This window comes from Sphingobacterium sp. GVS05A (assembly GCF_019969845.1).
Classification (GTDB): domain Bacteria; phylum Bacteroidota; class Bacteroidia; order Sphingobacteriales; family Sphingobacteriaceae; genus Sphingobacterium.
Genome location: NZ_JAHXYR010000006.1, coordinates 24657 through 37167 on the forward strand (window position 1 = coordinate 24657; position 12511 = coordinate 37167).

A 12511-nucleotide genomic window follows, 5' to 3' on the forward strand; every position below is an offset into this window, starting at 1 on the left:
CGTTTTCCTAGATGTGGAAGCCATGTAATCAATAACTGTTTTTAGTTGATATTGCGCTGAAAAATAGATAGATCTACGGACTTTCTTGCGAACTTTTGTTATATTGTTGTAACAAATTGTCGTTTTAGCATACTAACGAATTATTAACAGTTAAACTTATTTATGAACTTATCAATAGAAAGCCTCAGTAAAACCTATCCGAATGGTGTAAAAGCCCTTGATGAAGTGAATTTGGAAATTAAACCGGGGATGTTTGGTCTTCTCGGACCAAATGGAGCGGGAAAGTCATCTTTGATGCGTACTATTGCGACACTACAAAAGCCAGATAGCGGTCGCATTACTTTTGGTGATATTGATGTGCTTGGTCGGCAGATGGAACTGCGAAAGGTTTTAGGTTACCTACCACAGGAATTCGGTGTTTATCCGAACCTTTCAGCGACAGATTTGTTGCAGTACTTTGCGAAGCTCAAAGGCATTAAAACAAGTGCCGACCGACAGGCGATCATCAAGCGTGTGCTCGAGGTTACCAATCTTTGGGATGTTCGTAATAAGAGTGTCAGTGGCTATTCAGGTGGGATGAAACAGCGATTTGGAATAGCCCAATTATTATTGAATGATCCAAAACTAATTATTGTTGATGAGCCCACTGCTGGATTGGATCCAGCTGAAAGACATCGTTTTTTGAATGTTTTACGGGAGATCGGTACCGATCATACGGTTATTTTCTCTACACATATTGTGGATGATGTACGCGAATTATGTCATGAACTTGCGATCCTCAATGGAGGTAAGATACTATTGCGAGGGACACCAAAGGAAACGATAGAACAATTAGAAGGCAAGATCTGGGTGCGTATCATTAGTCGCGATCAATTGGATGAGTATACCCAGAAATATAACGTTATTTCCACCAATTACAATCAGGATAATACACTCAATATCCGAGTTTATAGCGATGTGCAGCCAGATGAGTCTTTTGTCAATGCGCAAGGGCAACTGGAAGATGTTTATTTTGTAGCACTAAAAAATGACCAGCGCCATGTTTAGTCCGATTTTTAAATTTGAGTTTACGCGTTGGTTTAAGAATGCTGCTGTCTATATTTATATGGCTTTATTCTTTGCGTTATCGCTGTTCATCATGCTCTCCTCACTGGGGATATTCGATGGGGTCACAGCGACTACGTCATCCAATACGATCAGAAATTCCCCTTGGGCGATTAACGGGATGATTAATGGAATGTCCTCATTGATCTATTTCTTGATCCCTTCAATTGTGGGGGCCTGTGTGTACCGGGATTTTCAATATAATGTACATACCATCCTTTTTAGTTACCCATTTACCAAAACAGACTATTTACTGGGTAAGTTTTTTGGATCAGTTGCTGTTGTACTTATAATCGTACTGGCATCCACGCTAGGTATTATTGTCGCACAGTTTGTTCCTGGTATCAATCCAAACTTATTGGGACCGGTACATGCATTAGCTTACTTTCAGACCTATCTGATTCAGGTTATTCCTAATCTGGTTATTCTAAGTGCCATTATTTTCGTATTGGTAACCTTCACCCGCAATGTGTATGTCGGTTTTGTCGCCGTTTTGGTGCTTATCATTTTACAGGTGCTTATTCAAAATTTGACTGACAATGCCGATAATCGTTACTTAGGGGCATTGATAGACCCTTTTGGCGATAGTGCCATTTCTTATTATACGCAATATTGGTCTCCCGAAGAAAAGAATACAAACAATCTTCCTTTTCTTGGTGCAATAATTTATAATCGACTGATTTGGCTAGCTGTAGCGGCTTTATTTATCGGTGTATTTTACCTGTTGTTTTCTTTCTCCCAGGATTCCATCTCAATCAAGACAGGGAAAAAAGGAAAACGCTTGACAAAAAATAACTTTGACAGCGTTTTTCGTATCAACCTCCCGAAAGTGGGTTACGATTTTTCAATAACCCATTACTTGAAAACGACCTGGACACTGGCACGGTATGATTATCGCTATATTGTTAAGAACCCAGTCTTTTTGATTTTGACTTTGGTTGGTGTACTTTTTATCATCTTGATGGCTAGTACAATCGGTACAATATTCGGTACCTCAACTTATCCTGTTACCTGGAAAATGCTGATGATACCAGGTACGACTTTTAAGTTTTTTTTGTTAATCTTGACCTTCCTCTTCAGCGGTTTATTGGTCCATCGCGGTAGCATTACACGAATGGGCGGATTATTGGATGCGACACCCGTTCCGAACTGGGCACTCATGGGATCCAAAATAATCGCGATCATCTTGATGCAATTAACCCTGCTTACGGTGGTAATGCTCACCTGTATGGCATTTCAGGTTTACCATCATTATTATAATTTCGAAATCGGGCAGTACATGATGCACTTGATGGTATATGGTATGTTGGGAAATATCGTATGGCTATTTGTGTCCATCTTTGTACATACGCTCTTCAAGAACTATCTGGCTGGTTTTTTTCTCTTGTTAACGCTATTTATTGGATTGCCATTTTTGTCTTTTGTAGGGGTAGAGCAGGCGATTTATCAATTTAACAAGGGACCTGATCTCGATTATTCAGATATGGACGGTTTTGGCTATATCTTACCTTTTTTAACCTATCGGGTGTATTGGCTGTTGTTCGCTGTGTTTTTTCTAACCCTAGCCCTTTTGTTATGGCGTAGGGGTGGATTCTCTGGTATAAGAGAGCGCTGGGCTATTTTACGATCGAATGTAAAAGTGAGCAGTATGACCGTACTTATCCTGAGTTTTGTTGGTTTTATTGCTATCGGTAGTGGGATATATTATGAAGATCATATTAAAAACCCTTATTATACCAGCCTGGATCACGAAAAACAATCTGTGGAATGGGAAAAGAAGTATAAAAAATATCAATTTCGGCCACAGCCCCGTGTTGTTGATATTAAGTTTACTATGGATATCTATCCTTCTGGGCGTAGTTTTAAAGCGCAAGCTTCTTATGTGTTAAAGAATAAGACTGCAGTCGCTATAGATTCTATTTTTGTCAATTATAATGATTATGACTATACTTTCTCTTTCAATGTTCCCAATAAGTTGGTCTCTGCAGATGATATTTACAATTTCAATATCTACAAGTTGGCCAAGCCAATGGCTCCAGGAGATTCTATCGTCTTAAATTTCAGTACAACTAGCCCTTCCAATACCTGGGTTAACGAGAAGTCTCCTGTCAAAGGTAATGGAACCTTTATTAACAATATGCTGTTTCCAAACATTGGGTATTTGGATCGGGGCGAACTGGTGGATAATGATATCCGCAAGAAATACGGATTACCTCATCGCGATCGTATGGCTCCCCCCACTGATTCACTGGCACTTCGGAATAATTATATCTCAAATGATGCGGATTGGGTCCGGTTTGAGGCGACTGTGAGCACGGATCCAGACCAGCTGGCCATAGCTCCGGGGTACCTGACCAAGCAATGGGAGAAAGATGGACGGAAATATTATCAGTATAAAATGGATTCGTCGATATTGAATTTCTTTGCGTTTAATTCTGCTCGATATGAAATTAAAAAGGATAAATGGAATGGTGTCAATTTAGAGATATATTACCACAAAGGGCATACTTACAACCTTGATCGGATGATGGCTTCGAGCAAGGCCTCTTTAGCTTATTATACCACGGAATATAGCCCTTATCAGCATCGGCAGTTGCGTATTGTTGAATTTCCCCGGACAGCCGGAACTTTTGCGCAGTCTTTTGCCAATACCATTCCTTTTTCCGAGGCAATAGGCTTTATAGCAGATGTGGATGAGAAGAAAGATGATGCGGTGGATTATCCATATGCTGTCACAGCGCACGAGATAGCCCACCAGTGGTGGGCCCATCAGGTGGTAGGTGCCAATGCGCAAGGAGCAACTTTGATGTCTGAAAGTATGTCTGAATATTCGTCTTTGAAAGTCCTGGAAAAAAGGTATGGAAAGGGACAGATGCGCAAGTTTCTCAAAGATGCGCTGGATGGCTACTTAAAAGGTAGAGGGGCGGAGACATTGGGTGAAAGACCATTGATGTACAATGAAAATCAGATGTATATCCATTATCAAAAAGGGTCGTTGGTATTGTACGCACTGAGTGATTATCTAAGTGAAACTGTTTTCAACCAGACAGCAAAAGCGTATTTGAAAAGTACGGCCTTCCAAAACCCGCCTTATACAACATCATTGGAGTTTGTGGATTCTTTTCGAAGAGCTACACCTGATTCGTTGCGTTATCTGATCAAAGATATGTTTGAAACGATTACTTTGTATAACAATAGGGTGGAGAGCGTAAGTTCTAAAAAGCTAAAAAATGGGAAATACCAAGTTGATATTCAATTTGAAGTGGCCAAATATCGCGTGGATGCCAATGGGAAAAAGAGCTATAATGATCAAGGGAACAAACCACTGGTGTTTAAGAAATCTGATCGGGTGACATTGAAATCTTTGCCTCTTAGGGATTATATTGAGGTTGGCGTTTTTTCAAAATCAACAGATAAGAAAAACGGAAAGCCACAGGAGCTTTATCTGAGAAAGCATCGTATTGATCAGATTAATAATAAGTTGACATTGATTGTTGATCAGCAGCCCATTCAGGTCGGTATCGATCCGTATAACAAACTGATTGACATCGACTCGGATGATAATAGAAAAGATATTTAGTGTGGAGAGGCGATGAAAGCAGTCTACGGAGCATTCAATAGTTAAAAAACAGGTTTTATCCAGCGAATAATAAATAGGGATCTACGGATTTTAACTGCCATCATCAGCCAATGACTTATTGTGTTATTTAGTGAGACGAGTAAATCAATTCGGAAATGAGAATAAAATATCTTTTTACCCCGGTCATGTTCTTAGCATTTATCTGTAGTTTATTGGCGCAAACAAAACAGGATAGTGTAGCGATCAAGCAAGCTGCCCTTGATTATATTGAATCGCAGCATCAGGTGAAACCTGAGCAAATGGAGCGAGCTTTACATCCGCGGATGGTGAAACGAACTTTTTGGAAAGATAAGGCTACCGGTAAAGACTATTTGCGTGAGACAACTAGTGAATCCATGATTCTACTGGCAGAGAGTTACAATAAAAATGGAGATAAATTTCCCGCTAATCCAAAGAAAGAGGTGAAATTTCTCGATGTTTCGGTACGTACGGCCTCTGTTAAGCTAATTGCGGATGAATGGATTGATTATATCCATGTTGTGAAATTGAATGGTGTCTGGAAAATTGCAAATGTCCTGTGGCAGTTTAATGATGTCAATCAACACTAATATTTAGTTGGAGGCTAAATTCTTGATTGGATTTTGGTCAAGAGGATTCTTGAAGTAATCATGGTGTCATTTTCGATAGTATACCTTCCAAAAAATAATAAGGATACACTTTCTTTTATCTTTGATGGCCAACTCTATTGGAGCTATTCCAAAACGAATAAATTGAAGTAGCTGTTTTAGTGGGTATTAAAACAAAAAGTCGCTTTCTTCTTCAGAAAAGCGACTTTTTGTTTTGTGCTCCCACCTGGGCTCGAACCAGGGACCAAAAGATTATGAGTCTTCTACTCTAACCGACTGAGCTATAGGAGCAGGTCGTTTGTTTTGTCAATTTCGGCATTGGTTGTGCTGTTTTGACGATGCAATTATCGATATTTGTATCGGTATTTCAAAATAATTCGATGGAAAAAATTAAAAATATTGTTCTTGATTATGGGAATGTAATCTTCATGATCGACTTTGTAAAGTTGAAAGTTGCTTTTACTCAGTTAGGTATAGAAAATGTTGACGAAGTTTTTGGGCATCATGGTCAAAGTGCACTTTTTGACGATTTTGATAAGGGAAAAATTGATGCTAAGGAATTTCGGGATGGAATCCGGGAGGTTACTAAAAATCCAGCATTGACCGATACAGAAATTGATGCAGCTTGGAACAGTCTGTTGATTGGAGTCCCTAAAGGATATCATGAACTACTGTTGCAATTGAAAGATAAGTACCGTACTTTTTTGTTGAGTAATAATAATGCGATTCATTATGACTATTGTATGAATGATATTCAAGAAAAATATGGTGTGGCCGATAATGCTGGGTTTTTTGAAAAAACTTATTATTCGCATTTAGTCGGCATGCGCAAACCTGACGCCGAGATTTTCGAATTGTTGATGATGGAGCAGCAGTTGAATCCTGCGGAGACACTGTTCGTTGACGATAGCCCTCAGCATTTGGCTGCAGCAAAGCAGTTGGGCTGGCATACAGCACTGTGTACCAAGGAAAAACCATTGCAATCGATTCTATCAGAATTTGGACTGCTATAAAAATTATTTTTCCTTTCATAATCAATGGAAATATTGTACCTTTGTCCCACTTTAAATTTTAAAAGCGACGAAAGGAGGTATATACAACGCATGATTATCGTAAATGTAAAAGAAGGAGAATCTTTAGATAGAGCATTGAAACGTTTCAAGAAGAAATTCGAGAAAACAGGAGTTTTAAGAGAGTTGCGTTCACGTCAAGCTTATGAAAAGAGATCTGTAACTCGTCGCATTCAAGTGAAAAAAGCGATTTACAAACAATCTTTGAATCAAGATGTGGCTAACTAATTGATTCGCTGAGAATTTAAAAATATAAAGGGAAAAGCATTGCTTCTCCCTTTTTTTTGTGCTTTTAAGTTTGTAATTTAAGGATAGTATAGTGAGGGAAATTATGTTGGAAAAGGAATTTATCCGGTATTTACAGATTGAAAAAAGATATTCAGAACATACCGTTATTGCTTATCGGCATGAACTGGAAATGTTTCAATCCTTTTTGAATGTGGAGGGGCTGGTGTTATCGGATGTTGTCTATCGAGATCTGCGTCATTACTTTGCTCAAATGATGGAGTCAGGTAAAAATGCCAGTTCTGTCAATCGAAGTATGTCTTCGCTGCGCACCTATTTTAAATTTCTTCAACGTGAAGAATGCCTTGATAAAAATCCTATGACCCTTATTAAGGCGTTAAAAACTGCGAAGAAGCTACCCGTTGTTGTGGAGAAGGAAAAGTTAGTTCAGTTGCTGGATCATCTGGAACAGGAGAAGGATGATTTTGAATCATGCCGGAATTATCTGATAATGGAATTGCTTTTTGGGACAGGGATTCGCTTGGCTGAATTGTTGAAAATAAAGGAGCAGGATATCGATTTTTTTAATAAAAATATTCTTATATTAGGTAAAAGGAGCAAAGAGCGCCTTGTTCCCATAAATGATCTTTTAGTAAAAGAATTGAAAAACTATTTGCAACAAAAAGCGTCGCAATTTGTTGATACTAATAACAGCTTACTGATTGTTACGAAAGAGGGAAAACCAGCGTATGCCAAGCTGATATATGACATTGTGCATCGGTATTTGACACTGATTTCCACACAAGGTAAGCGAAGCCCTCATATTTTGAGGCACACGTTCGCAACGGCCCTTTTAGATAACGGGGCGGATTTAAATGCAATTAAAGAACTGTTGGGACATGCAGGGCTTGCCGCAACGCAGGTATACACGCACAACTCAGCAGAACGATTGAAGTCTATTTATAAACAAGCTCATCCAAAAGCTTAAAAAAAGGAGGAAAAATGAACATTACTGTGCAATCCATTCGATTTAATGCAGATCAAAAGTTAATCGAATTCATTAAAAAGAAAACAGGAAAATTAGAGCAGTTTTTGGATTCAATTATCGGTGGTGAATGCTACCTGCGATTGGAGAATGTCGATGACGAGGCAAATAAGATTTCAGAAATCAAACTGAATATCCCAGGGAGCCAACTTTTCGCAAAAGGGCAGGCGAAGAGTTTTGAGGAGGCAACGGATATCGCCGTAGAATCCTTGCGTAGGCAGATTAATAAACATAAAACAAAGACAAAAAATACAGTCGTTACTAATCGCAAAGAAGTACTTTCCGTAGAGGAAGAAGAAGAGGAAGAATACGATTAAAATATAATACATAGATTTTAACGGAGGAGGTCAAACAATAATTGACCTCCTTTTTTTTGGAACGATTTGCCATATTGGTTATGGTGGATTTTTTGGTGTTTGCAAGCTGGTTTATTTTCTAAACCTGTTCATTTGGTTTAGAACTATCCCGAACTTTTCGCTCTGTTTATAATGCGATAGAAGGGGCAGTTTTCCGATGGTATAAATAATAGCGCTGCTTATTTATATTAAATCAAAATAATCTCTTATTTTACTTGGATTGATTATAAATAATATTTATTTTTGAACAGTTTAAAAGAGAAGGGTAATAGAAATGTCAGAATTGATTTGTCCATTAGCACATGTTGAAGAGGTGTTTTCCACTGCAGCTGGTAAAGTTTACCAATGTAGTCGTAAAAATTGCTTTTGGTTGGAGTATAATAATGAAACAACATCTTTTTCGGTGTCGGACTTCTTGAAATTCAAGAAACGTATAGATTCAATTGATGTGGAGCGTATGATTAATGATACAACACGTTCTTCTGATTTTGAAATTGTTATGCCTTTCCGTACAGAAAGATGTTTCATTCTTGCTGTAGAGGATGTGCTTCAACTTCGTGAACTACTGGATGGAGCCAAATTTATGATGGAATTAAATTCAGTTATCAGAACCTGCCTAAAAGTCTCTCCATTTGCTGTCTTAGCATAATGAAGTATACTTTATATAAAAATATCAAAAAAAGCGGTGTATGTCCAATTAGGGTATACACCGCTTTTTCTATTATGCTAAATACTTATTTAAATTAAAATTAAATAAGTGTATTGTGTCTCTCAGCTATCTTTATTGTGATTCGGTATTTATTACACCTAAATACCTTCCTATTATTTAAATTTATGGGCTATTGAAAGTATCAATGAATGGTATTTGTAATTGTATTGATTCTAAACAAGTTGCGTTTTGTTTGTCTAATTTAGACTGAATTTGTATTGCATATTATTTATACAGATTTTCGAAATCCGATGTATCTTTGTATTGTAATCAGATGATAAGGTATATCACTTGATATTGTTTTAGAAATTAAACTTAAGGTAAATATGAAAGATTTATTGAAATTAAAATCTTCTTTGAAAGAAGAGATTGAAAATATACTAAATGCACAAATTAAAGTTGAAGCACATTCTTCAGCGTTATATTTGGCAATGTCTTCATGGTGTGATGATCAAGGTTTGGAAAATGCGGCTGATTTTTTTGCAAAACAGTCCAATGAAGAGCGTGAGCACATGTTGAAACTTTTCAACTACATTAATAATCGTGGTGGTCGTGCAATATCTCCGGAGATTACGGGTATTCCACAAGATTTCGAATCATTTCGTGGTGTATTTGAGCAAACATTGGAGCAAGAGATGTTTGTAACAGAGCAATTTAATAACATTGCTGACAAATGTGCAAAAGCTAAGGATTACGTGACGTTCAACTTTGTACAATGGTTCTTGGAAGAACAAGTAGAGGAAGAATTTGTTGCAAGACGTATCCTGGAATTATTTGATGTAATTGGTGAAGATGGTACTGGCCGTTGGGAAATTGACAAACACCTTGTTAAGGTAGCCTTTGCTGGTGAGTAACAAATTATAAGAATTTTAGTAGTAAAAACGAGTTGTTTTCCTGACAACTCGTTTTTTTTTATACAAAATCACAACTTTTTACGTTAATAGCTTAAGAATTTCTTATATTGAATTGTATTATTGCAAAGTCTGTTTGATGAAACTAAGGGGCGGGAATATCATCCGGTTTATACTTTTGTTAACTATTATAAGCTTGTTTTTTCTGCCAACGAATACGTTTGGTCAGGCGACAAAAAAAGAGGTTTATGGAATTGTTATAGATACCGCGGGCAATCCTCTCAAAGGTGTTAGTGTACATTTGACGAGTTCTCGGGACACACTGTTTTCGTCAACATCAGCGACGGGATATTTTCACTTCGGCCGTGTTTTAGGAAACGATATTCGGATAAGCTGTACTCAAATAGGTTTGAGTATTCTCGAACGTAGCTATCCGCTTTACAATAGTAGTACGGCCAAACTGGACGTCGGGAAATTGACAATGTTTCCGCATGTTTCCTTACTAAAGGAGATTGTTATTCTCAAATATAAGCCTATTGTCTATAAACAAGATACAGTACAATTTAATTTAGACGCTTTTCAATTCGATAGACGTGCACTTTTAGAGGAGGCGCTTAAAGCCTTACCAAATGTGCAAGTATCTAGAGATGGATCTGTCTACGCCTTCGGAAAACCTATATCTTCGGTAAAAGTTGATGGTAAGCGATTTTTCGGCGGGGATGTCCTGACTGCTACACGAAATCTCCCCGCTGATTTTGTGAAAAGTGTGCAGGTTATTGATTTTTATGGAGATGAAGCGACGGCCAAAGGGATCAAAAGCACCGAATCTGAAAAGATATTGAATATTGTACTTCGAGAGGATAAGAAAAAAATCACTTTTGGACAGGCAACATTGGGCGGAGGTTCCGCCGACCGCTACCTTGGAAGTATTGGTGTAAATAGATTTGATAATGGAAAGGAATATTCTATTGTATCCTCTATCAATAATACAAATACCAATCTCTTTTCTTTTGGCTCTCCAAATGGAGGCGAGCGAGAACGGGAAATGGGCGAGTTGGCAGATTTCGCTGATCCTACAGATGGTGTCAACAAAATAAGTTCAGTCGGGGCTAGTTTTTCCAGCCCACTTTCAAAGACTGTCAATGCCAGTGGAAAATATTCTTTTACACAGCGTAACAATTCTACCGTAGGAAATTCTTTTTTACAGTCCATCTATGGGTCTGGAAAAGGAGTGAATACCTCGATCAGTAATTATGAGGACTATCGGATAAAGTCTGTTGATCGGACACACAAAATGGATTGGGATTTCGATATGAAGCTCTCACCAAAAGACCAATTGAAGATTTCTCCAAAACTCTCCTGGACGAATTCGACAAGTCGAACACTAAAGGATCGACGGATCAAGAACAACAGTTTGAGCAGTACAGGTAATTATGAAGCTGCTAATAGTACGGAAAGCCCAGCAGCAGCACTTGACCTTTTTTACACAAGGAGTTTTGACAAGCCAGGCCGGAAAATATTATATACTTTTCATACAGATTTCAATGCGTTGGATAAGGACGAAGTACTGCAGGATAAGAACGAAGGGATAGACAGTACTGTGACTCCGCCTAAAATAACAAAAACCTTTCTAAATCAAATGATCCGAACGGATAACGAGAGCAAAAATATTCAGAGCCGCCTGTCTCTTGTCGAACCAGTGGATCTGGGAGGAGTTTTGGAGATCAACTATGACCTTGATTACACAAAAATAGATGCCAACCGCTCAACTTTCGATCATACGAATTCTGAGAAAGAACCTATATTTATCGATTCACTCAGTTTAAAATATAACTATTCTTTTTCGAGTAATAAGGTCGGAATGATTTATCGGCAGGATGTGGGGAAAAACGTCAAATTAAATTTTGGCTTTGCTGTTCAGGCTTCAGAATTGAAAGGTGCCCTAACCGGTCAAGATAATCCAGCCTCCTATCCGAATATAAATTTTGTGCCCTCAGCCGGATTAAAGTGGAAGTTTACCAAAGAGGAAGATCTATCGATAGATTACTATGGACGTAATAATCAACCTAACTTCTATCAGATACAACCCGTGGTAGATAATACAAATACACAAAATATTGTTGTTGGAAACGGGGAATTAAAATCAGAATTTGCAAATACAATTGTTTCAAAGTACCGCAAATCAATGACGGGAAAAGGACAGTATTTTGAGGCAAGTTTTGCTTATAACCTGGTAAATGATAAAATTGTTGCGGATCGTACTATTGAGCCTAACTCTACAATACAAAAAACAACCTATCGGAATACGGATGGGTATTTTGATATTAAAAGTTATTATCTTTTTACAGCTTCTTTATTCTCGGATAATTTGCAGATGAGTCTTAATGGAAATGGGGATTACTATAACAATATCTCTTTCATTAATGATAAAAAGAGTTTTGGTGGACATATCTTAATTACGCAGGCCATTCAATTTCGTTATGCTTGGAATGATATTTTTGAGGCCGAATTAAACGGTAATTATTCGTTGAATCGGGCGACTTTTGATTGGCCTTTTCGGGACAATATCACTGCACATTCTGGAATTGTTGGGCTTGGTTCCAAGGCGTATTTGGGGAAGCATTTCACGATGGGGCTGGAGCTATCCCAAAAGTTTAACGCAGGATATTCAAGTTCCTGGAGTAATATTAGTCCAACGATAATCAATGCATATATGGAATATACTTTTGGGCGTAATAATCTGGGTATGTTGCGGTTTCAGGGCTTCGATTTAATGAATCAGAATACTGGAATATCCCGTGCTGTTGTTGGAAATGATATCTTGGATGTTCAAAATAATCGCTTGGCCCGTTATTTTATGCTCTCACTGAATATTCGTTTACAAAAATACCCGAAGAAATCCTGATAGGCATTCATGCATAACATTGTTATCATGATTGAATGTG

10 protein-coding genes and 1 tRNA gene are annotated in these 12511 nt (G+C 37.9%); 10 read left to right on the forward strand and 1 reads right to left on the reverse strand.

Annotated features, from left to right (window positions below):
• The first annotated feature begins 162 nt into the window (after positions 1-162).
• The 3 genes from LC454_RS15670 (at position 163) to LC454_RS15680 (ending at position 5292) form a co-directional block, all read left to right on the forward strand.
• Complete coding sequence (locus tag LC454_RS15670) at positions 163-1047, forward strand: ABC transporter ATP-binding protein (protein WP_120259130.1); 885 nt, start codon at positions 163-165, stop codon at positions 1045-1047.
• On the forward strand, positions 1040-4684 hold the full coding sequence (locus LC454_RS15675; RefSeq protein WP_223583421.1) for a M1 family aminopeptidase: 3645 nt from the start codon (positions 1040-1042) through the stop codon (positions 4682-4684). The genes LC454_RS15670 and LC454_RS15675 overlap by 8 nt, the downstream gene beginning before the upstream one ends.
• A 155-nt stretch (positions 4685-4839) precedes the next feature.
• Positions 4840-5292, forward strand: a complete 453-nt coding sequence (locus tag LC454_RS15680) for a nuclear transport factor 2 family protein (protein ID WP_223583422.1) — start codon at positions 4840-4842, stop codon at positions 5290-5292.
• A 235-nt stretch (positions 5293-5527) separates the two neighbouring features.
• Here LC454_RS15680 and LC454_RS15685 read toward each other — a convergent pair.
• A tRNA-Ile gene (locus tag LC454_RS15685) sits at positions 5528-5601 on the reverse strand.
• A gap of 89 nt (positions 5602-5690) precedes the next feature.
• Here LC454_RS15685 and LC454_RS15690 point away from each other — a divergent pair.
• The 7 genes from LC454_RS15690 (at position 5691) to LC454_RS15720 (ending at position 12471) form a co-directional block, all read left to right on the forward strand.
• Positions 5691-6323 carry an HAD family hydrolase gene (locus LC454_RS15690; RefSeq protein WP_223583423.1) on the forward strand — a complete coding sequence of 211 codons (633 nt, stop codon included), beginning with the start codon at positions 5691-5693 and terminating at the stop codon, positions 6321-6323.
• A 90-nt stretch (positions 6324-6413) separates the two neighbouring features.
• The gene (rpsU, locus tag LC454_RS15695; RefSeq protein ID WP_046672133.1) at positions 6414-6608 is read left to right on the forward strand and encodes a 30S ribosomal protein S21; all 195 of its coding nucleotides are present in this window, start codon (positions 6414-6416) and stop codon (positions 6606-6608) included.
• Between the two features lie 103 nt (positions 6609-6711).
• Positions 6712-7593, forward strand: a complete 882-nt coding sequence (locus tag LC454_RS15700; RefSeq protein WP_223583424.1) for a tyrosine-type recombinase/integrase — start codon at positions 6712-6714, stop codon at positions 7591-7593.
• A gap of 14 nt (positions 7594-7607) precedes the next feature.
• Positions 7608-7967 (forward strand): ribosome hibernation-promoting factor, HPF/YfiA family, encoded by a 360-nt coding sequence (gene hpf / locus LC454_RS15705; protein WP_120259123.1) that lies wholly within the window; start codon positions 7608-7610, stop codon positions 7965-7967.
• Positions 7968-8280: 313 nt separating this feature from the next.
• Positions 8281-8655 carry a DUF6686 family protein gene (locus tag LC454_RS15710; protein WP_223583425.1) on the forward strand — a complete coding sequence of 125 codons (375 nt, stop codon included), beginning with the start codon at positions 8281-8283 and terminating at the stop codon, positions 8653-8655.
• 386 nt (positions 8656-9041) lie between these two features.
• Positions 9042-9569, forward strand: a complete 528-nt coding sequence (locus tag LC454_RS15715) for a ferritin (RefSeq protein ID WP_223583426.1) — start codon at positions 9042-9044, stop codon at positions 9567-9569.
• A 136-nt stretch (positions 9570-9705) separates the two neighbouring features.
• Complete coding sequence (locus LC454_RS15720; RefSeq protein ID WP_223583427.1) at positions 9706-12471, forward strand: TonB-dependent receptor; 2766 nt, start codon at positions 9706-9708, stop codon at positions 12469-12471.
• Positions 12472-12511: the final 40 nt, after the last annotated feature.